Source organism: Flavobacterium sp. 40-81, assembly GCF_001898245.1.
Lineage (GTDB): Bacteria > Bacteroidota > Bacteroidia > Flavobacteriales > Flavobacteriaceae > Flavobacterium > Flavobacterium inviolabile.
Genome location: NZ_MKTM01000025.1, coordinates 35,710 through 57,236, shown reverse-complemented (window position 1 = coordinate 57,236; position 21,527 = coordinate 35,710). Strand labels below are relative to the sequence as shown.

The following is a 21,527-nucleotide window of genomic DNA, read 5'->3' as shown; positions in this document are numbered from 1 at the left end:
TTTTGTTGTCCAAAGTTATAATAATTATTCTTTCAAAAAGAGTTTAATTATAAATAAAATTCCTATAAAAGCAAAAAAGGCTAATAATATCCAAAGCGAACCTTTATAGTGTAATTTGTGCATTGACAGGTCTTTTCGATATACATAAATCATAGCAGTTACAAATACCAAAACAAAAAACAATGCAAAGTAGAGCTGACCTGATGTAAACATGGATTTAATTTTTATGCAAAATTAGCGTTTTGAAAGGAGATTTTCTATTTTAGACAGCAAAATTAAATGTCATGAAAAAACAATTGCAAGCCGTTCAGGAATTCCACGAATCATTTGGTCTGGGAGTTAGTCAGGCGCCAAAAGCCGATTTGGGAGAACAGAAAAACCTGCTGCGGTTTAACCTGATGAAAGAAGAAAATGAAGAATACCTTGAAGCGGTTCAGAATAATGATCTGGTTGAAATTGCCGATGCTTTGGGGGATATGCTTTATATCTTGTGCGGTACGATATTGGAACACGGACTGCAGCACAAAATTGAAGATGTTTTTGAGGAGATCCAGCGAAGCAATATGAGCAAACTGGGCGAAGACGGAAAACCGATTTACAGAGAAGATGGTAAGGTTATGAAAGGACCAAACTATTTCAAACCCAATTTTGAAACCATTCTAAAATAAAAAAATCCCGAATCATATTCGGGATTTTTTGTGTTTATCTTTTTGAACGGACTAGATTTTTACAGTCCATCCGAAAGTATCTTCAATTTCCTTGTGCTGGATACCGGTAAGTATGGATTTGATATTTGCAGCAAAAGTAGTGTCTGATTTTGGCAGCTCATAATAAGTTTCTTTATACGAGAAGCCAACGATTGGGTTTACTACGGCAGCAGTTCCGGCTCCGAAGATTTCCTTTAAAGTGCCTTTTTCTGCCGCTTCCACGATTTCGTTAACCAAAACCGGACGTACTTCAATATTGATTCCTTCTCTTTCTGCTAGTTCGATAATACTTTTTCGGGTAACACCATCCAGGATTCTCTCGCTGGTTGGAGCGGTATATAAGGTATCGTTAATTCTGAAGAACACATTCATGGTTCCGGCTTCTTCCAGTTTTGTGTGGGTTGCATCATCTGTCCAGATGATTTGCTGGAAGCCCTGTTCGTTTGCTAATTTTGTCGGATAGAATTGTCCGGAATAGTTTCCGGCTGCTTTTGCAGCACCAATTCCTCCATTTGCAGCACGGCTGAAATGTTCGGCAATAATTACTTTAACTTCACCGGAATAGTATGATTTTGCCGGAGATAAAATCACGGTAAAACGATATTGTGTCGATGGAGCAGCAACAACACCGGAGCCTGTTGCAATCATGAAAGGACGGATGTATAAAGAGTTTCCGAATCCTTTTTTAACCCATTCTTTCTCAATTTCCAATAATTTGTGCAAACCGCCAAGGAATACCTCTTCCGGAACTTCCGGCATGGCAAGACGCACAGCTGATTTGTTAAAACGATCAAAGTTCTGATCCGGACGGAATAACCAAACATCATCATTATTGTCTTTGTAGGCTTTCATACCTTCAAAGATCGCCTGACCGTAATGGAATACTTTTGCAGAAGGATCCAAAGTGAAAGGTTCGTAAGGTTGTATTACAGGTTGTCCCCAGGTACCGTTTTTAAAATCACAAATTAACATGTGATCGGTAAAAGTATTTCCGAATGTCAGGTTTTCAAAATCAACACTGTTGATTTTAGACGCATCAGCTTTGATAATTTTAATATCAGTAGTTGTTTTTAATTCCATTTAATGTGATAATTATTTAAAAAGAACACTAAATTATTGGCTATCAACGAAAAGTGTAATTTTTAAATTGATAAAATTTTTGTTGTGTCTTTGCAAATTTAATGAAAAAAAGCACTTTTTAGACTGTTCAATTAAAAATAATGTAATTGTATAAAGAATTATTAAATTTTTTGTGAATTGATAAAAATAGGTTCAAAATCATTCGGATTAGCGGGAATTAACGAAAAAATTAATTAGAATTATGTCTATTCGATATAAATTTGTTTCTTTGGATTGTAGAAAAAAAAGTCAGCTTCCGGCCGTTAACAGGGTTATTGTTTTCTTTTTTTAAACTATTGATAACCAGACTAACCAAACAATTATATATGAAAAAAACTATTTTACTAGCCGGATTATTATTGAGCTTAATGAGTTGTAATGATAAGAATAAAAAACAGGAAGGTGCAGAAACAGCGGAAGCAGTAAAAACGGAATATGCCGTTTTTGGCGATAGTATTACCAGTGAGGGTGCTATTACAAAGGAAGATATGTTTGCAAAATTTAAAGATTTAAAAGAAGGCGATACGATAAACCTTAAATTTAAGTCCAATATTAAAGATGTTTGCCAGAAAAAAGGATGCTGGATGACAATGGATCTGGCAGATGGTAAAGAAACATTTGTAAAATTTAAGGACTATGCCTTTTTTGTACCGATGAACGCAATGAACCAGGAAGCGATAGTAAACGGAAAAGCATTTGTTAATATTGAAACGGTGGAACGTTTAAAGCACTATGCTAAAGATGGTGGAAAAACACAGGCGGAGATTGACAGTATTACTCAGCCGAAAGTGACGTATTCCTTCATGGCGGACGGGGTTTTAATCAGTAAATAATAATGAAGAAAATTTTAGTTTTTGTTTCGGCAGTGGTTTTGTTTGCTGCCTGCCAGAAAAAGGAAGTTGAAAAAGAAAAAGTTTCCGGAAAAAAGGATTTTAAAATGTATGAAATGTCCGAAATGGCTGCTTTAATGGAGCAGATGTATGTGGACAATCAGCGTTTAAAAGATCGTATTAACAACGGAGAAGACGTGGGGCGCTTTCCGAATCATTTTTTAAAGATTCACAAAGCGGTTATGACGGATGAAAGCGAGAATGATGCCTTTTTTAAAGAACAGGCTAAAAAATTTATTGAAGCTCAGGAATTGATCTACAGCGATCCTAAAAATGCCAAACAGCATTTTAATAATGGGGTCGATGCCTGTGTGCGCTGTCATGAATCCAAATGCGGCGGGCCTATTCCGAGAATTAAAAAATTGTATATCAAATAACATTGAAAAGAAAAGTAATACAAACGGCTGACGGTTCTTCTACCATCTATATAGAAGAATGGGGAGAAACATATCACTCTAAATTCGGAGCGATACAGGAAGCAAAACACGTATTTATAGCAAACGGACTGTCACTCATGGAGCAACAGTCCGTTGCTGTTTTAGAAATCGGTTTCGGAACGGGGCTCAACAGCTTTATTACCTTACTGGAAGCGGAACAAAAAAAACAGTTTGTTGACTATGTTGGTGTGGAAGCATTTCCAATTTCGTTGGAAGAGCGGAAGAGTCTGAACTATGTATCGGAGTTAAATGCCATTGCGTTCGAAAAGGAGTTTGAACAGCTGCACCATTCGCCCTGGGAAGAGCAGGTACAGGTTTCGCCTTATTTTTCTTTAACAAAAAGGCAACAATACTTTAACGAAATATATTACAAAAACAGGTTTAATTTGATTTACTTTGATGCATTCGGATTTCAGGTTCAGCCGGAGCTCTGGACAGTTGAAATTTTCAAAATCATGTATGAGGCGCTACAGGATAAAGGTGTTTTAGTAACATACGCCTGTAGAACTTCAATCATTAAAGCTTTACGGGAAGCCGGTTTTGAAACAGAGAAGCTAAAAGGGCCGCCGGGGAAACGCGAAATGCTGAGAGCTGTTAAAAAATAAGTCTTTAGTGTGAATGTTAAATAAAATATAAAATTCATACTAAAAATGAAATTGAAACGTTAAGTCTTTAGAAAACAAATACGTTTTTTGTAAATTTACCCAACAGTTTTACGTTCTTACCCTAAATTAACCATATTAATGCTGTAGAATTATGCCAAGAGCCATGTTTTCTTACACTAAATCTATTTTAGAAAGAGTAAGTTTTGACCCTAAATTATTTTGTAAAGAATTAGAAAAAGCCATAAAGAATTTATTACCATACGAAATCGAGCAATTGAGAGATTGGTTGCTGAATTACACAGTTGGCAAGCCGGAATTAAAACAATGTCTTATATACGTTAATCAGTAAATAAAAAAGGAGCTTTAAGCTCCTTTTTTATTTTTCAGCGGACTGATAATTTGTACGTTGTGAAAAGCGATGGCACCTTTTACAACACCCGATATGGTACTGCGAAGGGCTTCGATAATGTGCATTTTCAATTCGCTTTTGGGATAAATTAAACTAACCTCACGTGCCGGACGGGGTTCTTTAAAATGGCGTAGTTTGGTTTTGTCCTTTTCTTTTAAATCCAGCGTGTGCAAATAGGGAAGCAGTGTGGTTCCCAATCCTTCATCGGCAAGTTTGATTAATGTTTCAAAACTTCCGCTCTCAATCTGGAAACGGCTGTCAGGATGTGCTGCGTGACTTTTGCACAAATTTAAAATTCCGTCTCTAAAACAGTGTCCGTCCTGTAACAGCAGGATAGAATCTACATCGAGATCATTGATGTCGATCTCACTTTTCTCAAAGTTTTTATTGCTTTCCGGTATATAGGCCACAAAAGGCTCATAATACAAAACGATTTCCTTTAAACTTTCTTCTTCTAAAGGTGTCGCGGCAATAGCAACATCCAAATGCCCGTTTTTTAGGCGTTTGATAATTTCTTCGGTGTTGTATTCCTCTATGATTAAATTGACTTTCGGATACCTGTTTACAAAATTGGTCAGGAACATCGGTAATAGCGTTGGCATTATCGTTGGGATGATACCAATTTTAAACTCCCCGCCGATAAATCCTTTCTGCTGGTCTACGATATCTTTAATCCTGTCGGATTCGTTGACAATGTTTTTTGCCTGGGTAACGATTTTCTGTCCTATTTCGGTTAGCTGTATGGGCTTTTTACTTCTGTCAAAAATTAAAATCTCCAGTTCTTCTTCCAGTTTTTGAATCTGCATGCTCAGCGTGGGCTGTGTCACAAAACATTTTTCGGCTGCAAGCGTAAAGTTTTTATGTTCGGCTACGGCTAAAACGTAGTATAATTGGGTGATGGTCATTGTATAAATATTTTCGATAAAAATATAAAAAGTATCAATATTAATTATAGTTTAAGCCCTAAATTTTGGTTAAATTTGTAGGTATAATATTTAAAAAATAGAAGTATGAAAACAAATAGTCTTGGATTACCCGTAAAAGAAACGAAAGTTTTAGTAGCCGAACTGAATATACTATTAGCCAATTTTCAGGTCTATTACCAAAATCTGAGAGGATTGCACTGGAATATCCGCGGAAAACGTTTTTTTGATCTGCATGTAAAATTCGAAGAGCTTTATAACGATGCCCAGTTAAAAGTGGATTTGATCGCAGAGCGTGTTCTGACTTTAGGAGGAGTACCCCTGCATTCTTTTGACGATTATATTAAAAACAATAAATTACCGGTAGGGAAAAATATATCCAATGATGAGGAAGCTATTCATTTGATTATCGCATCGTTGACCAGCCTGTTGCAGATTGAAAGAGTTATTTTAAGTCAGTCGGGAGAAATTGACGATGAAGGAACCAACTCGATGATGAGTGATTTCATCAAAGAGCAGGAAAAAACCATGTGGATGATGAAAGCATGGTTAGAAGAAGAGATCTAAAAATCCAAAAGTTAAGTGAAAAAGTATTAAAGAAATATTAATTGTTTTTCACTTAACTTTTTTTACTTAATTTTTTTTGTAAGTTCGCGGCATGAAAGTACTGGTAAAAATAGTTTTACTCCTATTTATCACTTTTTTGGCTACTCCAACAGTTGTGGGGTTCCTGAAGAGTGATACCGATACTTCGTCTGTATATAGTTTCTCAGAAGAAGAAACGATTAAAGAAATCAAAGAAACCAAAGCGCAATTGAAATTTGAATTGCAGATCCCGGTTTACTTTGTTGCAAAACCTGCATTAGCTGCCATCACGTTTGAAAATACTTTAAAACACGATAGTAGTTTCCGAGAGATCTTCTCACCACCTCCCGAATTAGTATAATACAATTACAGGAACTTTTATGTTCAACAGTTTAAGCGTTTTCTTTTAACACGCTTACTATCTAATTGCATTATATTTTATCGGTTATGACAAAAAAAATCAATCTTTTTGCTAACCTGAAAGCGGATTTTGCTTCAGGATTAGTAGTCTTTTTGGTGGCCCTGCCTTTGTGTTTAGGTATTGCTATGGCATCTGGGGCGCCGTTGTTTTCAGGAATTATTTCAGGAATAGTTGGAGGTATCATTGTAGGATACCTGAGTCAGTCAAACATCAGTGTTTCAGGACCTGCTGCCGGACTTACCGCGATTGTACTTACCGCCGTTACTGATCTTAAAGCCTTTGATGTGTTCCTGCTTACTGTTTTTATTGCCGGTTTGATTCAAATCGTTTTAGGCTTTATTAAAGCAGGAAGTATTTCGAATTATTTCCCTACCAATGTTATTGAAGGAATGCTTGCAGGTATCGGAGTAATTATCATTTTAAAACAAATTCCCCATGCAGTAGGATACGACAACGATTTCGAAGGAGATCAGTCTTTTGTACAGATGGAAGGCGGGAATACGTTTTCCTCTCTATTGGGAGCATTGGATTATATCAATTTAGGTTCGATCATTATCACGGTAATTTCCCTGGCTATTTTAATTTCATGGGACAAGGTTCCGTTCCTTAAAAGAATAAAACTGGTTCCGGGTGCATTGGTGGCCGTAGTTTTGGGAATCATTATTAACGAACTCTTTCTGATCAGCGGAAGCAGCCTGGCTATTTCTAAAGAGCATTTGGTATCGTTACCGGTAATGACTTCTTTTGATGATGTGAAAAACATTATCGTAACGCCAGATTTCTCAGCAATAACCAATCCGCAGGTTTGGACCGTAGCCTTTACAATTGCAGTTGTAGCATCGATAGAAACACTATTGTGTATCGAAGCTGCCGATAGAATGGATGTACATAAAAGATTCACCAATACCAATGTGGAGCTAAAAGCACAGGGTGTTGGTAATATGTTGAGTTCGCTATTAGGCGGATTGCCGATGACTTCGGTAGTGGTGCGTTCTTCGGCTAATGCAACAGCCGGTGCACAATCTAAAATGTCGACCATCATTCACGGTTTGTTATTACTGATCAGTGTGGTATCCATTCCTTTTTTACTAAACAAAATCCCATTGGCTACTTTGGCAGCGATCCTGTTACTGGTAGGATATAAATTAGCGAAACCGGCAGTGTTGTTACATTTCTGGCACAAAGGTAAATACCAGTTTATCCCTTTTATTGCGACATTATTAGGAGTGGTTTTCACCGATTTGCTAAAAGGAGTTGCTTTAGGTATTGTGATCAGTATTCTTTTTATTTTAAGAGGAAATCATAAAAGAGCCTACAACTTCACTAAAAAAGAATACCATGACGGTGATATCATCCATATTGATTTGGCACAGGAAGTATCCTTTTTAAATAAAGCGGCTATCAAAAATACGCTAAACGAAATTCCGGAAAATTCCAAAGTGATCATCAATGCTTCCGATACCGTATATATTGCACATGATGTACAGGATCTGATTAAAGAATTCAAGACAATCAGGGCTGTTGAAGACAATATCGAAGTACACCTGATAGGATTCAAAGAAGCCTACGAGCTTGAAAATACCAATACAGATAAAAAAAATGTATTTGTAGAACATTCAGAATAAGAGATTTAAAAAAAGAAAAATAAATTAAAAAGCAAAAGTTATTATCATGTTTATATTAATGAGTAATTTTAATGAAATTTAAAAAAGCTTAATTTCAACATGGTTTAATGGAGCTTCCAAACAAATAAATTATAAAAATGAAAGCACATACAGCAGAAACACAGGCAACGATTACCCCTTATAAAGCATTAGCATTTCTTAAAGAAGGGAACGCGCGATTTGTAAGCAATTTAAAAGTTAACAGAAATCTTTTAGAGCAGGTTAACGACACAAAAGACGGTCAGTTTCCATTTGCAATAGTTTTAAGCTGTATCGACAGCAGAACGTCGGCAGAGTTAATCTTCGATCAGGGATTAGGGGACATTTTCAGCGCGAGAATTGCCGGAAACATCTTAAATGAAGATATTCTGGGTAGTATGGAATATGCCTGTAAAGTAGCCGGAACCAAATTGATCGTGGTATTGGGCCACAGCAAATGCGGTGCTATTAAAGGAGCATGCGAAGGAGCGAAGTTAGGACATCTTACTAACCTTTTAAGTAAAGTACAACCGTCTGTTGATGAAGTAAAAGCAGAGATGCCGGGTGTTGCAACAAACGATCCGGGACTTGTTGCTGCCGTGGCACAACACAATGTAATTCATACTATGGATGAAATTCTGGATAGAAGCGAGGTTTTGAAAGATCTTTTTGAATCCGGACAAATTGGAATTGCCGGTGGTTATTATGACATTGAAACCGGAGAAGTTCAGTTCATGAAAGAAATTTTACACGATTAGTAAACAACTGATGACTCAGTCCAAAACAGACAAATCCTGATGAGCGAATTTTATCGGAAATTAATAGAGAATAACAAAAAATGGGTTGAATCCAAACTGAGCAACAACCCGGACTATTTTGTTCGTTTATCAAAAAGCCAGAATCCGCCATTGTTATGGATTGGCTGTTCTGACAGCCGCGTTCCGGCCAACGAGATTATCGGGGCCGAACCGGGCGAAGTTTTTGTACACCGGAACATTGCAAACATGGTTGTCCATTCGGATATGAACATGTTAAGCGTACTGGACTATGCCGTGAATATCTTAAAAGTAAAACACGTTATTGTTTGCGGACATTATGGCTGTGGCGGCGTAAAAGCAGCCATGTCTAACGATTCTGTCGGTATTATCGATAACTGGATCCGGCATATAAAAGACGTTTACCGTTTTCATAAAGAGGAACTGGATGCTATTGAAGATGAAAGCGAAAGGTTTAACCGTTTCATAGAATTGAACGTTACCGAACAGGTATATGACTTAGCCAAAACATCTATTGTTCAGACCGCTTGGAAAAACGACCAGGAACTGCACATACACGGATGGGTTTACGGACTGAAATCGGGGTATATAACCGATTTAAAGGTAAACCTGAGTTCGAATGAAGATCTGGATGAAGTCTACCAGTTAAAATTATAAGCAATAAAAAAGTCCGCTAATCAGCGGACTTTTTATTTATTCGGTATCGAGATTTTCATTAAAAGCTGACGGAAGTAATTTTGGAATGAACTTAATCAGGATCGGCAGCAGCAACGTACCGCCCGGTAACAGGAAAATCGTTAGCGACGGGATGGTTTTACAAATATCCAGCAGCTGCTTTTTCATTTTTTTCTTTTCCTTTGAATCCAGCTCTTTATGAGTGGATTTTGCCAAGAGCAGCATTAACTCACCGCTTTCGCTGATTTCCTTTAAAAGCCGGTTTTTATTGCGTGTAATCAGTACGACCACATTTTGCGTTGCCTGATCATAAAAATGCTTTACCGGATTGGAATACCGGAAATAAGGAATCTCTTTCTGGTATTTTTTGATGAAATTATCAATAGCGGTAATGCTTTCCGTGGCATATTCCTTTTCAATTTTAAGCTGATCGGCCAGACTGTATAGAAAACGGGTTTCTGTTTCTTCCAGTATGTTATCGCTCCATAAAGCCATACCGGTGATATCCAGCAAATAGTTTTTTTCCAGGGCCGAAGAAAAATAGTCCAGTTCCAGCATTTGCAGATCCTGGATGCCTATTTTGGAAAATTTGGTAAACCGTACGGAAGATTCAAATAATTTGATCAGTAAATCGTCATAATTGGATTTGTTTGTTTTGGTGTTTAAAGCCAAAGCAACCAGGTTGACGATCGTTTCTTCCAGTTTTTTCAGGTAATTATTGGGAATTTCACCATGTATCAGGTACTGACGAAAAGCCAGCACATCGATAAACAGCAGCGCATTGGTAAGAATATGAGAAAAGTTCTTACTAATGATGTTGTCATTAGTCTGAACTCTCTCATTGATTATTTTCTCTAATTCATTGCTGGGTGAGGCGCTCGGAAGCATCTTTTTGAGCAGGTTAAAACCTTCCGGATTCATCTGGTTGTAAAAAGCAATGGCTTTTTCAATAAAATCCTTTGGTTCACCGCTATGCGTTACCATGCCAAAAACGCCGTATAGTATGTTTAATAAGGCTACTTTCGTAATCTCTTCGGAAGTCCAGCCTTTTGTACTAATGGGCTTGTCGGTTACAAAATCGACAACATGGCCGTAAATAAACCCCGTTTCCCTGATGTTGTTGTAAAACGCTTTCGAGTAGATAACGACAGGTAAAGGCAAAGGACTTTGCTTAATAAAAAACTTGTCTATCCAACCGTTAATCGAAGGGTTAATCATTGCCGTGTATTATTCCGCAAAGCTATATTTTTTATTGCTCCCACAAAAATATGCAGGCAAGTTTTAAGAATATTATTGAAACTTATCGGATGATTGCAGAGCAGGCAACACGTCCGCCGGCATTTCCTGTTGGCTGTGTTACAAAATCGTCTGAACCTTCATGTACGATGATGGCTTTTCCAAGAACATCTTTTGCAGGATCGCCGCAGCCAATACACCATTCGTTTGTGGACATGATGATTTTTCCGTTACCGTTACGGTCTGCCGGGAAGTTTCCAATGTCGCCTTTATGGTATTCTGCTGAGCCCCATTTGCCGTGTTTTTTAAAAGTTGGATTCCAGTGTCCGCCGGCAGAAGTAGCATCGGCAGAAGAGCAATCTGCTTTTTCATGGATGTGAATGGCATGAATACCCGGTTTTAGTCCTGCAATATTCGCTGTAAAGGTAACTACGCCGTCTTTTTCGCTAAAGGTAACCGTGCCGCTGGTTTTAGTGTTGCTTTTGGCCTCCAGGTTTATTTTCAGCTCGTTTGCTTTTGATGCTGTTTTGGTTTTACAGCCGGAAAATAACAGTGCCAGTCCGAAAGAAAGGAATATGATTTTTTTCATGATATTTTGTTTTTATCAAATTTACGGAAATTAAAGGGGCCATGTAAGATAAATAATTAAAAAAACCGCTTTACAAAATGCAAAGCGGCTTTTTTCAAACAAACTAAACCAAAATAATTATTGCGTTATTAATAACAGTAATGGTTCTCTTTTATTAATTTATCCGCAATAATTTCTCTCAATGCCACTACATTAGGCACATTTACATATTTTGTAAAACGACGTAATCCCATTAACATCATGCGTTGTTCGTCGCCTTCGGCAAAAGAAGCAATTCCTTCTTTTCCTTTCAGCGTGATGGTGTCTACCGCATGGTATAAATACAATTGCGCCATTGCGATTTGCTCTTTAACGTTTTCAGCACCATTGGCTTTAGCCGATTTTTCGGTTCTCAGGATAGCACTTTCCGCTACATAGATTTCGATTAACATATCGGCAGCAGCCATTAATAATTGCTGGTGTTTGTCTAAATCCGGTCCGTATTTCTGAACCGCACTACCGGCAACCATTAAGAATGCTTTTTTCAATTTGCCGATGATCTCTTTTTCTTCGGCAAACAATTCGGAATAATCCGGTGTGTCGAAAGAAGGGATTCCCATTAATTCTTCGGCTACTTTCATGGCAGGTCCTAAAAGGTCAACATGTCCTTTCATTGCTTTTTTTATCAGCATTCCCACAGAAAGCATACGGTTGATCTCGTTGGTTCCTTCATAAATCCGGGCAATTCTGGCATCTCTCCAGGCACTTTCCATAGGGGTGTCTTCTGAGAAGCCCATTCCGCCAAAAATCTGGATTCCTTCGTCCGAACAGTTTTGCATGTCTTCCGAAACGGCCACTTTAAGGATGGAACATTCAATAGCGAATTCTTCCACACCTTTTAATTCGGCTTCCTGATGTGAGGCGCCTTCTGCAATACGGGCATTAATTCTGTCTTCTATGCTTTTTGCAGCACGGTAAGAAGCACTTTCCCCGGCATAGCAGGAAGTTGCCATTTCTGCCAGTTTGGAACGGATAGCACCGAAATTGGCAATTGGTGTATTAAACTGAATTCTTTCGTTGGCATATTTTACAGCTCCGGAGATCGTTCTGCGTTGTGCATCCAAACAGGCAGCCGCCAGTTTGATACGGCCTACGTTCAGGGCATTCATCGCGATTTTAAATCCTTCACCACGGCCAGCCAGCATATTTTCTACCGGAACTACCGTATCATTAAAAAATACCTGACGGGTAGAAGAGGAGCGAATACCTAATTTGTGTTCTTCTTCTCCTAACGTAATACCGTTACCCGGAACATTTTCTACAATAAATCCGGTGATGTTTTTATCATCTTCAATACGGGCAAAAACGATGAATACGCTGCAGAATCCTGCATTGGAAATCCACATTTTCTGACCGGTAATTTTATAGCTTTTACCGTCTTCCGATAAAACAGCTTTGGTTTTTCCGGAATTAGCATCCGATCCGGCTCCCGGCTCTGTCAGACAGTAAGCACCAAACCATTCTCCGCTGGCTAATTTCGGAACGTATTTTTTCTTTTGTTCTTCCGTACCGTATAATGTAATCGGCATGGTTCCGATCCCGGTATGGGCACCAAATGCGGTAGAGAAAGATCCGGTAGCTCCGGAAATATAGTCACAAACCAGCATGGTCGATACAAATCCCATTTCCAGTCCGCCGTAAGCCTCCGGAACAGCAACCCCTAAAAGTCCCAGTTCACCGGCTTTTCTCATGCATTCTTCTGTGAAGGCATAATCTTTTTTCTCAAAACGGTCTTTGTTAGGCCATAATTCTTTATCAACAAACTCTTTTACAGAGTCACGCATCATTAACTGCTCTTCTGAGAAATCCTCAGGAGTGAAGATGTCTTCACTTTTTGTTTCTTTTACAAGGAATTGACCTCCTCTTGTTATGTTTTCCATTTTTAATTGATTTTTTGATAAAAGATGAAAGAGTAAAGAAGCAGGACTAACGGCCTAACTTGTTTATGAATCCCGAAGTCATCTTTTGAAATTCGATAATTTTATTTTCTATTGTTATAGCTGATTCCTCAGAAATATATTGGTTTTGAAGCGCGATTAATAACTGCGTCTGTAATTCATAGGACGAGCCTAAACTAATGTCCAGGAAATGTTGAAAATGTTTACTTCCCCGACTTGACCCTTCTGCTATATTTGATGGCATAGAAACAGAACATCTATTCATTTGACTTATGAGACCATATACTTCAGTTTTTGGAAAGGTTTTGCATGCCTTATGAATATCGGCGGCAATTTCCATAGCTAAAGTCCATATTTTTAAATTTTTAAAGTTATGTCTCATAACTCTTTAGTCTTTTTTCTTTCTTCTTTCCTCTCTCTCCTCAAATACTAAAGCAATTCATATATTCCGGCTGCGCCCTGACCGGTTCCAACACACATGGTAACCATACCGTATTTGTTTCCGCGGCGTTTCATTTCATCAAAAAGCTGAACCGATAGTTTTGCTCCCGTACATCCCAGCGGGTGGCCTAAAGCAATGGCACCACCATTTACATTGATGATATCCGGGTTAAGGTCTAATTCGCGAATAACTGCCAAACTTTGTGCTGCAAAGGCTTCGTTTAATTCGATTAATTCAATATCAGACTGTTTTAAACCGGCTTGTTTCAGGGCTTTCGGAATGGCTTTAACCGGACCGATACCCATAATTCTTGGTTCCACACCGGCAGCAGCATAGTTTACTAATCGTGCGATGGGTTCCAGGTTTAATTCCTTTACCATTTCTTCAGACATTACCAGAACAAATGCGGCACCGTCGCTCATCTGGGAAGAGTTACCGGCTGTAACGCTACCGTCGGCAGCAAAAACAGGTTTTAATTTTCCTAAAGCTTCTTTTGAAGTATCGGCTCTTGGTCCTTCGTCTTTATTGACAATATAGGATTTTGCAGCCTTTTTGCCTTTTTCATCAATATATACCTGTTCTACAGTGATCGGAACGATTTGTTGCTCAAATTTTCCGTCAATCTGGGCTTTTAATGCTTTTTGATGGGAATTATAGGAGAACTCATCCTGGTCTTCACGGGAAACGTTGAATTGTTTTGCAACGGCTTCCGCTGTTAGTCCCATTCCCCAGTAATAATCTTCATGACCGGCTGCTGCAATTTTATAATCCGGTGTAGGTTTGTAACCACCCATCGGGATATAACTCATGCTTTCTGCGCCACCGGCAATAATACAGTCGGCCATTCCGGCCTGGATTTTTGCGGTTGCCATACCAATGGTTTCAATTCCGGATGCGCAATAACGGTTTACAGTTACACCGGGAACATCTTCGATCTTTAATCCCATCAAGGAAATCAGACGTCCTACGTTTAATCCCTGTTCTGCTTCCGGCATGGCATTTCCTACCATAACATCGTCAATACGGGTTTTGTCGAAGTCCGGCAGTTCCTTCATCATGTATTCTATGGTTTCGGCAGCTAACTCGTCCGGTCTTTTAAATCGGAATACTCCTTTTGGTGCTTTACCAACGGCTGTTCTGTATGCTTTTACTATATAGGCTGTTTTCATTGTTTTTGTTTTAGATGAATGAAGTAAGTGAAAAGATAAAGGAACAGGCCGATTTCTTTTTGCTGACTTCTAATTCCTTTTGTCTAATTTCTAAGTGGTTTTCCTTTCGTTAACATAAACTGGATACGTTCCAGTGTTTTTCTTTCTGCACATAGTGATAGGAAAGCTTCTCTTTCTAAATCCAACAGGTATTGTTCGCTTACTAATGTCGGTTCCGATAAATCTCCTCCGGCCATTACGTAAGCCAGTTTGTTTGCAATTTTCTTATCGTGCTCGGAGATATAGTGTCCGGCTTCCATACTGTCGGTTCCTACTAAGAACATTCCCAGGGCTTGTTTGCCCAGTACTTTGATGTCTTTTCGTTTTACCGGCTGGGTATAACCGGCTTCGGCCAATAATAAAGCGTGTTTTTTAGCTTCGGCCAACTGACGGTCTTTGTTGACTACTACGACATCTTTTCCTTTCTGAAGAATTCCGAAGTCGAAAGCCTCATAAGCGGAAGTCGCTACTTTTGCCATACCGATGTTCAGGAAGTACTCCTGAAGTACGTTTAGTTCCACATCATTTTTGCGGAAGGTATCGGAAGCCCGTAAAGCCATTTCTTTAGAACCGCCGCCGCCAGGGATAACCCCGACACCAAATTCTACTAATCCGATATAGGTTTCGGCAGCAGCAACCACTTTATCGGCATGCATGCTCATTTCGCATCCGCCGCCCAAAGTCATTCCGTGCGGAGCCACTACTACCGGAATTCCGGAGTAACGCACGCGCATCATAGTATCCTGGAAGGCTTTGATAGCCATATTCAGTTCGTCATATTCCTGTTCTACCGCCATCATGAAGATCATGGCTAAATTAGCGCCTACAGAGAAATTAGGAGCCTGGTTGCCAATAACCAATCCGGAGTATTCTTTTTCGGCCAGGTCAATAGCTTTATTGATTCCCTGGATAACACCACCGCCAATGGAGTTCATTTTGGACTGGAATTCCACATTGATAATTCCGTCTCCCAAATCCTGAATGATGGATTCGCTGTTACTCCATATTTTTTTGCTTTCGCGGATGTTGTTTAAGATAATAAAGGCATCCTGTCCCGGTACTTTGGTTTGGGATCTGGAAGCAATATTGTAATAATGTGTTGTGCCTTCTTTTACCGTGTAGAAACTTTTGTTTCCGGAAGCAAGCATATCATTTACCCAGGCCGCCGGCGTTAATCCTTCGGCTTTTAGTAATTCGATACCTTTTTCAACGCCTACGGCATCCCAGATTTCGAAAGGACCGTTATCCCATCCGAAACCGGCTTTCATGGCATCGTCTATTTTATATAAATCGTCTGAAATTTCAGGGATTCTGTTGGATACATAGGCAAACATGGCGGCAAAGCTTTTTCGGTAAAATTCACCGGCTTTATCGGTTCCTTTTACCAGTACTTTAAACCGGTCAATGGGTTTGTCTATTGTTTTGGTTAATTCTAAAGTTGCGAAAGAAGCTTTTTTAGCGGCTCTGTATTCTAAAGTATCCAGGTCTAAAGACAGGATGTCTTTGTCTACTTTTTTATAGAAACCCTGACCCGTTTTACTTCCCAGCCAGTTGTTGGTCATCATGGTATTGATGAAATCCGGAAGTTTGAATAAGTCATGTGCTTCGTCATTCGGACAGTTTTCATACAAACCGTTGGCTACGTGAACCAGGGTGTCCAGACCAACCACATCAACGGTACGGAAAGTAGCCGATTTTGGTCGTCCGATTACCGGTCCGGTTAGTTTGTCTACTTCTTCTATTGTTAATCCCATTTCCTTTACCAGGTGGAAAAGGCTCATAATTCCGAAAATTCCGATACGGTTTCCGATAAATGCAGGGGTGTCTTTGGCTACTACGGATGTTTTTCCTAAGAATTTTTCACCGTAGTTATTTAAAAAGTCCAGTACTTCTGTTGTTGTTTGCGGACCAGGAATGATTTCGAATAATTTTAAGTAACGTGCCGGATTAAAGAAGTGGGTGCCGCAGAAGTGTTTCTGGAAATCTTCACTGCGTCCTTCACTCATGAATTTAATTGGAATACCGGAAGTGTTTGAAGTAATTAAAGTACCCGGTTTTCTGAAGTTTTCAATTTGTTCGAATACTTTTTGTTTGATGTCCAAACGTTCTACTACAACTTCAATGATCCAGTCGACATCTTTGATTTTGGATAGATCATCTTCCATATTTCCGGTCGTAATACGGCTGGCGAATTTCTGATCGTAAATAGGAGAGGGCTTTGATTTTAAAGAGTTGGCCAAATGTTCGTTTACAATTCTGTTGCGAACAATTTTACTCTCTAATGTTAATCCTTTTTTTTGTTCAGCGTCGGTTAGTTCTCTCGGAACGATATCGAGAAGTAATACTTCTACACCGATATTGGCAAAATGGCAGGCAATTCCAGAACCCATGATACCCGATCCAATAACCGCTACTTTTTTGATTAGTCGTTTCATTTGTGTTTTCAATTTTCTTTGTTTGCCTGACTGCCTGCCGGTAGCTATATTACGGGCAGGCAGTCAATTATTGTACTATTAATTAGAATCCTCCTCTGTATTGAAGATGGTTTTATCCATAATCAATTCATTAATGATCTCAGCGACTTCCATAAAATGGTTTAGTTTTTCATCGCTGATGTGCTGCTTTACAGTTTCATTGAATTTCAATACGGTTACTTTAGACAGTTCTCGTTTTTCTTTACCCAATTTGGTCAGGTGAATCAATACACCGCGTCCGTCTACCGGATTTTTTTTTCGGATAATCAGCCCTTTGTCTTCCATGGATTTTAAAGTCCTGGTCAGACTTGTTGCTTCCATTCCCATTTTCGGGCCTAAGGCTGTTGATGGTGTTCCGTTTTCCCTGTCGATACTTAACAAAGCAAAACCTGTAGCCATAGTGGCGCCATATTTTGTAGCTTCTTCGTTGTACATTCTTGCAACAGCTTGCCAGGTTGCACGTAAAACATAATCTATAGTTTTGTCCTTCATTTTTCTTCTGTGATTTCAAATATACAAAAAAATACTATGCATGCATAATATTGGAAAATTAATTTTAAGTTAAATAAAAAAAAACTCCCCAGCGAGGAGGAGTCTATTCATTTTTTTAAGAGTTATTGTAGATTTTATCATAAAGATTTTGGTATTTCTCCTTTATGATCTTTCTTTTGAGCTTCAGTGTCGGGGTTAATTCGCCTCCGTCAATTGACCAGACATTTGCGGTAAGTTCAAATTTTTTGATTTGTTCCCAGTGTCCGAACTTTTTATTGATGGCGTCAACTTCTTCTTTAATACGTTCAATAACATGTTCGTTGCTAACGATGGCTTCGTTGGTAGTACCTATAGTAAGGTGTTTGCGTGCTGCCCAGTCTTTCAGGAAGTCAAAGCTTGGCTGTATAAACGCGGCCGGCATTTTTTCGCCATCGCCGATAACCATGATCTGTTCGATGAAGCGGGATTGTTTCATCGTGTTTTCAATGATTTGAGGGGCAATGTATTTTCCACCGGAAGTTTTGAACATTTCTTTTTTACGGTCGGTGATTTTCAGGAAGCCTTCGCTATCGATTTCTCCGATATCGCCGGTATGGAAAAAGCCGTCCTGTAATGCTTCGGCAGTTTTCTCTTCATCTTTATAGTAGCCCATCATGATGCTTGGTCCTTTACAAAGGATTTCACCATCTTCGGCAATTTTTACTTCCAGGTTGTCTAAAACTTTTCCAACGGTACCAATTTTAAAACCGCGGTTACGCTGATCGTTAACGGCAATTACCGGTGAGGTTTCCGTTAAACCATAACCTTCCATGATAGGGATACCGGCTGCGGCAAAAACACGGGTTAAACGCGACTGTAATGCAGCACTACCGGAAACCATCAGTTCCAGCTGTCCGCCAAGTCCTTCCTGCCATTTGCTGAAAATCAGTTTTCGGGCAATGGCCAGTTTTTGTTCGTACCACCATCCGTTTTCGCCGTAGGGTTTGTAGTGCAGGCCTAAGTCGATTGCCCAGAAGAATAGTTTTTTCTTGATTCCGGTTAAATCGGCTCCTTTGGCATATATTTTATCGTAAACTTTTTCTAAAAGACGTGGAACGGCAGTCATGACATGCGGTTTTACTTCTTTCAGGTTGTCGCTCATTTTGTCGATGCTTTCGGCAAAATATACCGAGATACCATAATATTGGTATAGGTACAATATCATGCGTTCGAAGATATGGCAAATCGGCAGGAAGCTTAATCCTCTTGTGCTGCCGGCTCTTAACGGTACTCTTACGGAGCTTGCCAGTACATTGGAAACAATGTTCTGGTGGCTTAACATTACTCCTTTTGGTCTTCCGGTGGTTCCGGAAGTATATATTAAAGTAGCCAGATCGGTAGTAACAATACTGTTTTTGCGGTCTTCTACCTGCTGCTGATTGCTTTCGTCGGCTCCTAAGTCCAGCACTTCCTGCCAGTTTTTACAACCGTCAATCTGGTCAAAGGAATATACTTCTTTTAAAGAAGGTACTCTGCTGCGGATGGCATTGATTTTTTTAAAAACTTCTATATCGGAAATAAAGCAGTAAATCGCTTCGGAATGGTTTAGGATAAATTCATAATCGTCTTCCGAAATAGTAGGGTAGATCGGAACGTTTTGGGCTCCGGTTTGCAATACACCTATATCGGTAATATTCCATTCGGTTCTGTTGTTTGAAGAAATGACAGCAATTTTATCATTTTTCTGAATGTCCATTCGTAATAACGCTCGGGAAATGGCATTGGCCTTATCAAGATATTCTTTAGTAGATGTTTTTACCCATTGACCATTGTATTTTGTTACCAATGCGTCAGACAGGTTGTATTTCTCTAACTGGTAATATGGAAAGTCAAATAAGCGTGTAACGTTAGTCATGTCCTGTTTTTTTTGTTACTGCAAATTATAAAAAAAACTCAAACCAAAAAATTTAAAAGCAATAATTATAAAAGTGGTGTTGGTAATTTTGTAATTTTGATTCCTTTATAATTTTGACTTTTATAGGATTTTATGAACACAAATTATCGTATTCAGGAATATAAGGCGTTATTCTACAGATTATTTTTAGCCTATCTTTTCTATTTCATTGCCAGACTGCTGTTCTTTACATACAATTACAAGCTGCTGAAGGTGGATTCCGTTTCCGACTTTTTAGCACTGGCATATCACGGTATGGTGTTTGACACTGCCGCGATTTTGTATCTGAATGCTTTGTTTGTGGTGCTTTCCATACTTCCGTTATGGATAACCACTAAACAAGGATACCAGAAATTCCTGTTTTATGTGTATTTTGTCTTTAACCTGATTGGTTATGCGACCAATTTTATAGACTTTATCTACTACCGGTTTACGTATGCCCGGACAACGATCGCTTTTATGGATATTATTAAAAACGAATCCAATAAAGGCAATATGTTTTCCCGCTTTATTGTGAGCTACTGGCACGTTTACCTGTTGTTTTTTATTTGTGCCTTTTTATGGGTTTACCTGTACAAAAAGGTGAAGGTAGTGGAGGTGAAGCATGAAAATAAACCGAAATATTTCCTTTCCTCTTTGCTGGGACTTGTTGTTATTGCGGTAATGGCCGTTGGCGGTATCCGGGGCGATTTTAAAAAGAGTACACGTCCTATTAATATCGTGGATGCAAACCGTTATGTAACCAAGCCGGAACATGCCGATATTGTTTTGAATACGCCTTTTGCAATTATCAGAACAATGCGTACCACGAGCTTTAAGAAAGTGAATTTTGTATCGCAGGATGTTGTGAATACCGAAATTGAACCGATTAAGCTGTATCGTAACCATCCGAAGACAAAACCGAATATTGTTATTTTTATTACGGAAAGTTACGGCAGGGAATATATAGGGGCTTTTAATAAGGATAAAAACATACCGGGTTATGTGAGCTATACGCCGTTTATTGATTCGTTGTCGCAGCACAGTTTGATTTTTACCAATGCTTTTGCTAACGGTAGTAAGTCTATTCACGGAATGTCGTCGGTACTGGCGGGTATTCCTTCTTTCCAGGATGCTTTTACTTCTTCGCCATACCCGAAACAGAAAATACAGTCGCTGGTTTCCACTTTAAAAGAAGAAGGTTATGATACGTCATTTTTCCACGGCGCTCCTAACGGTTCGATGGGATTCTTAGGCTTTGGTAATATATTGGGATTTGATCATTATTACGGTAAGACGGAATACAATAATGATGCGGATTTTGACGGATCCTGGGGAATATGGGATGAGCCGTTCTTCCAGTTTATGAAACAAACTTTCGACAAGAAGAAACAGCCTTTTATGGGAACGATCTTTACCGTTTCGTCCCATGAGCCGTTTGTGGTTCCGGAAAAATATAAAGGGAAGTTTCCAAAAGGAACAATACAGATGCACGAATGCGTAGGGTACACGGACTATGCGTTTAAAAAGTTTTTTGAAGCAGCTAAAAAAGAGCCCTGGTTTAACAATACCATTTTTGTGATTACGGCAGACCACTGTAACCAGGTGGGCTATGACGAATACAATAAGGTTGTGAATCGTTCGGCAGTACCGATATTGATTTACAAGCCGGATGGCAGCCTGACCGGTGTTAATAAAGAATTGGCGCAGCAAATCGATATTTATCCGACTTTACTGGATATGATTGGGTATGACAAACCGTTTAGAAGCTGGGGAAGAAGCCTGCTGGATGAAAAATCGATCAAGCCTTTTGTGATGAACTATAACGGCACGCAATACCAGTTTCAGCGCGGAAATTATATCTGCCTGTTTGACGGTAAAAAAGCGACCGGATTTTATGATATAAACGACAGAGGTTTGGAGAAAAACCTGATCGGGAACAGAAATAAAGAGATGGATGCTATTGAGGTGGCCTGTAAAGCGTTTTTACAGGATTACTATGAGCGTATCATCGACAAGAAGCTTTATGCAAAATAAAGCGGTTTAA

General features: G+C 39.1%; 21 protein-coding genes. 11 read left to right on the top strand and 10 right to left on the bottom strand.

Going from position 1 to position 21,527, the window contains the following annotated elements; genetic code table 11:
• The first annotated feature begins 284 nt into the window (after positions 1-284).
• The gene (locus BGO42_RS09480) at positions 285-668 is read left to right on the top strand and encodes a pyrophosphohydrolase domain-containing protein (RefSeq protein ID WP_177733623.1); all 384 of its coding nucleotides are present in this window, start codon (positions 285-287) and stop codon (positions 666-668) included.
• A 51-nt stretch (positions 669-719) separates the two neighbouring features.
• Here the strand turns inward: BGO42_RS09480 and BGO42_RS09475 are convergent, their stop codons facing one another.
• Complete coding sequence (locus BGO42_RS09475) at positions 720-1,787, bottom strand: branched-chain amino acid aminotransferase (protein WP_177733624.1); 1,068 nt, start codon at positions 1,785-1,787, stop codon at positions 720-722.
• 365 nt (positions 1,788-2,152) lie between these two features.
• Here BGO42_RS09475 and BGO42_RS09470 point away from each other — a divergent pair, with 365 nt between their 5' ends.
• From BGO42_RS09470 to BGO42_RS09455, 4 genes are all read left to right on the top strand, one after another.
• A complete protein-coding gene (locus BGO42_RS09470) occupies positions 2,153-2,659 on the top strand; it encodes a DUF4920 domain-containing protein (RefSeq protein ID WP_177733626.1) in 507 nt (168 codons plus the stop codon).
• Positions 2,660-2,661: 2 nt separating this feature from the next.
• Positions 2,662-3,093 carry a hypothetical protein gene (locus BGO42_RS09465; protein WP_177733628.1) on the top strand — a complete coding sequence of 144 codons (432 nt, stop codon included), beginning with the start codon at positions 2,662-2,664 and terminating at the stop codon, positions 3,091-3,093.
• Positions 3,094-3,095: 2 nt separating this feature from the next.
• Entirely contained in the window at positions 3,096-3,758 is a 663-nt protein-coding gene (gene mnmC2 / locus BGO42_RS09460) for a tRNA (5-methylaminomethyl-2-thiouridine)(34)-methyltransferase MnmC2 (RefSeq protein WP_273246856.1), read from the top strand.
• Between the two features lie 151 nt (positions 3,759-3,909).
• Positions 3,910-4,107 (top strand): hypothetical protein, encoded by a 198-nt coding sequence (locus BGO42_RS09455; protein ID WP_246296973.1) that lies wholly within the window; start codon positions 3,910-3,912, stop codon positions 4,105-4,107.
• A gap of 14 nt (positions 4,108-4,121) precedes the next feature.
• On the opposite strand, the gene BGO42_RS09450 is transcribed toward BGO42_RS09455, so the two are convergent.
• The gene (locus BGO42_RS09450; RefSeq protein WP_177733632.1) at positions 4,122-5,072 is read right to left on the bottom strand and encodes a LysR substrate-binding domain-containing protein; all 951 of its coding nucleotides are present in this window, start codon (positions 5,070-5,072) and stop codon (positions 4,122-4,124) included.
• 105 nt (positions 5,073-5,177) lie between these two features.
• On the opposite strand from BGO42_RS09450, the gene BGO42_RS09445 reads away from it, so the two are divergent.
• The 5 genes from BGO42_RS09445 to can all read left to right on the top strand — a co-directional run bounded on the left by BGO42_RS09445 (position 5,178) and on the right by can (position 9,172).
• Complete coding sequence (locus BGO42_RS09445; RefSeq protein WP_177733634.1) at positions 5,178-5,657, top strand: Dps family protein; 480 nt, start codon at positions 5,178-5,180, stop codon at positions 5,655-5,657.
• Between the two features lie 91 nt (positions 5,658-5,748).
• Entirely contained in the window at positions 5,749-6,036 is a 288-nt protein-coding gene (locus BGO42_RS09440) for a hypothetical protein (protein WP_177733636.1), read from the top strand.
• A gap of 86 nt (positions 6,037-6,122) precedes the next feature.
• Positions 6,123-7,721 (top strand): SulP family inorganic anion transporter, encoded by a 1,599-nt coding sequence (locus BGO42_RS09435; RefSeq protein ID WP_273246857.1) that lies wholly within the window; start codon positions 6,123-6,125, stop codon positions 7,719-7,721.
• Positions 7,722-7,858: 137 nt separating this feature from the next.
• Positions 7,859-8,497 (top strand): carbonic anhydrase, encoded by a 639-nt coding sequence (locus BGO42_RS09430; RefSeq protein ID WP_177733640.1) that lies wholly within the window; start codon positions 7,859-7,861, stop codon positions 8,495-8,497.
• Positions 8,498-8,536: 39 nt separating this feature from the next.
• Positions 8,537-9,172, top strand: a complete 636-nt coding sequence (gene can / locus BGO42_RS09425) for a carbonate dehydratase (RefSeq protein ID WP_273246858.1) — start codon at positions 8,537-8,539, stop codon at positions 9,170-9,172.
• Positions 9,173-9,208: 36 nt separating this feature from the next.
• Here the strand turns inward: can and BGO42_RS09420 are convergent, their stop codons facing one another.
• From BGO42_RS09420 to BGO42_RS09385, 8 genes are all read right to left on the bottom strand, one after another.
• The gene (locus BGO42_RS09420; protein ID WP_177733644.1) at positions 9,209-10,408 is read right to left on the bottom strand and encodes an LETM1-related biofilm-associated protein; all 1,200 of its coding nucleotides are present in this window, start codon (positions 10,406-10,408) and stop codon (positions 9,209-9,211) included.
• A gap of 82 nt (positions 10,409-10,490) precedes the next feature.
• Positions 10,491-11,015 (bottom strand): superoxide dismutase family protein, encoded by a 525-nt coding sequence (locus BGO42_RS09415; protein ID WP_177733646.1) that lies wholly within the window; start codon positions 11,013-11,015, stop codon positions 10,491-10,493.
• Between the two features lie 128 nt (positions 11,016-11,143).
• On the bottom strand, positions 11,144-12,934 hold the full coding sequence (locus BGO42_RS09410; RefSeq protein WP_177733648.1) for an acyl-CoA dehydrogenase FadE: 1,791 nt from the start codon (positions 12,932-12,934) through the stop codon (positions 11,144-11,146).
• A 46-nt stretch (positions 12,935-12,980) separates the two neighbouring features.
• Positions 12,981-13,334, bottom strand: coding sequence for a four helix bundle protein (locus BGO42_RS09405; protein WP_177733650.1), 354 nt, complete (start codon positions 13,332-13,334; stop codon positions 12,981-12,983).
• A gap of 47 nt (positions 13,335-13,381) precedes the next feature.
• Complete coding sequence (locus BGO42_RS09400; protein WP_273246859.1) at positions 13,382-14,563, bottom strand: acetyl-CoA C-acyltransferase; 1,182 nt, start codon at positions 14,561-14,563, stop codon at positions 13,382-13,384.
• Positions 14,564-14,646: 83 nt separating this feature from the next.
• The gene (locus BGO42_RS09395; protein ID WP_177733653.1) at positions 14,647-17,037 is read right to left on the bottom strand and encodes a 3-hydroxyacyl-CoA dehydrogenase/enoyl-CoA hydratase family protein; all 2,391 of its coding nucleotides are present in this window, start codon (positions 17,035-17,037) and stop codon (positions 14,647-14,649) included.
• Positions 17,038-17,115: 78 nt separating this feature from the next.
• A complete protein-coding gene (locus BGO42_RS09390) occupies positions 17,116-17,568 on the bottom strand; it encodes a MarR family winged helix-turn-helix transcriptional regulator (protein WP_177733656.1) in 453 nt (150 codons plus the stop codon).
• A 115-nt stretch (positions 17,569-17,683) separates the two neighbouring features.
• The gene (locus BGO42_RS09385) at positions 17,684-19,462 is read right to left on the bottom strand and encodes an AMP-dependent synthetase/ligase (protein WP_177733658.1); all 1,779 of its coding nucleotides are present in this window, start codon (positions 19,460-19,462) and stop codon (positions 17,684-17,686) included.
• Between the two features lie 132 nt (positions 19,463-19,594).
• Between BGO42_RS09385 and BGO42_RS09380 the strand changes: the two genes are divergently transcribed.
• Positions 19,595-21,517: an LTA synthase family protein gene (locus tag BGO42_RS09380; RefSeq protein WP_177733660.1), complete on the top strand. Its 1,923-nt coding sequence runs from the start codon at positions 19,595-19,597 to the stop codon at positions 21,515-21,517.
• The last annotated feature ends 10 nt before the right edge of the window (positions 21,518-21,527 follow it).

What these genes read in the sequence shown, in the direction of transcription:
- BGO42_RS09480 (WP_177733623.1), top strand. Translation starts at nt 285, where the DNA reads ATGAAAAAACAATTGCAAGCCGTTCAGGAATTCCACGAATCATTTGGT.
- BGO42_RS09475 (WP_177733624.1), bottom strand. Translation starts at nt 1,787, where the DNA reads ATGGAATTAAAAACAACTACTGATATTAAAATTATCAAAGCTGATGCG.
- BGO42_RS09470 (WP_177733626.1), top strand. Translation starts at nt 2,153, where the DNA reads ATGAAAAAAACTATTTTACTAGCCGGATTATTATTGAGCTTAATGAGT.
- BGO42_RS09465 (WP_177733628.1), top strand. Translation starts at nt 2,662, where the DNA reads ATGAAGAAAATTTTAGTTTTTGTTTCGGCAGTGGTTTTGTTTGCTGCC.
- BGO42_RS09455 (WP_246296973.1), top strand. Translation starts at nt 3,910, where the DNA reads ATGCCAAGAGCCATGTTTTCTTACACTAAATCTATTTTAGAAAGAGTA.
- BGO42_RS09450 (WP_177733632.1), bottom strand. Translation starts at nt 5,072, where the DNA reads ATGACCATCACCCAATTATACTACGTTTTAGCCGTAGCCGAACATAAA.
- BGO42_RS09445 (WP_177733634.1), top strand. Translation starts at nt 5,178, where the DNA reads ATGAAAACAAATAGTCTTGGATTACCCGTAAAAGAAACGAAAGTTTTA.
- BGO42_RS09440 (WP_177733636.1), top strand. Translation starts at nt 5,749, where the DNA reads ATGAAAGTACTGGTAAAAATAGTTTTACTCCTATTTATCACTTTTTTG.
- BGO42_RS09435 (WP_273246857.1), top strand. Translation starts at nt 6,123, where the DNA reads ATGACAAAAAAAATCAATCTTTTTGCTAACCTGAAAGCGGATTTTGCT.
- BGO42_RS09430 (WP_177733640.1), top strand. Translation starts at nt 7,859, where the DNA reads ATGAAAGCACATACAGCAGAAACACAGGCAACGATTACCCCTTATAAA.
- can (WP_273246858.1), top strand. Translation starts at nt 8,537, where the DNA reads ATGAGCGAATTTTATCGGAAATTAATAGAGAATAACAAAAAATGGGTT.
- BGO42_RS09420 (WP_177733644.1), bottom strand. Translation starts at nt 10,408, where the DNA reads ATGATTAACCCTTCGATTAACGGTTGGATAGACAAGTTTTTTATTAAG.
- BGO42_RS09415 (WP_177733646.1), bottom strand. Translation starts at nt 11,015, where the DNA reads ATGAAAAAAATCATATTCCTTTCTTTCGGACTGGCACTGTTATTTTCC.
- BGO42_RS09410 (WP_177733648.1), bottom strand. Translation starts at nt 12,934, where the DNA reads ATGGAAAACATAACAAGAGGAGGTCAATTCCTTGTAAAAGAAACAAAA.
- BGO42_RS09405 (WP_177733650.1), bottom strand. Translation starts at nt 13,334, where the DNA reads ATGAGACATAACTTTAAAAATTTAAAAATATGGACTTTAGCTATGGAA.
- BGO42_RS09400 (WP_273246859.1), bottom strand. Translation starts at nt 14,563, where the DNA reads ATGAAAACAGCCTATATAGTAAAAGCATACAGAACAGCCGTTGGTAAA.
- BGO42_RS09395 (WP_177733653.1), bottom strand. Translation starts at nt 17,037, where the DNA reads ATGAAACGACTAATCAAAAAAGTAGCGGTTATTGGATCGGGTATCATG.
- BGO42_RS09390 (WP_177733656.1), bottom strand. Translation starts at nt 17,568, where the DNA reads ATGAAGGACAAAACTATAGATTATGTTTTACGTGCAACCTGGCAAGCT.
- BGO42_RS09385 (WP_177733658.1), bottom strand. Translation starts at nt 19,462, where the DNA reads ATGACTAACGTTACACGCTTATTTGACTTTCCATATTACCAGTTAGAG.
- BGO42_RS09380 (WP_177733660.1), top strand. Translation starts at nt 19,595, where the DNA reads ATGAACACAAATTATCGTATTCAGGAATATAAGGCGTTATTCTACAGA.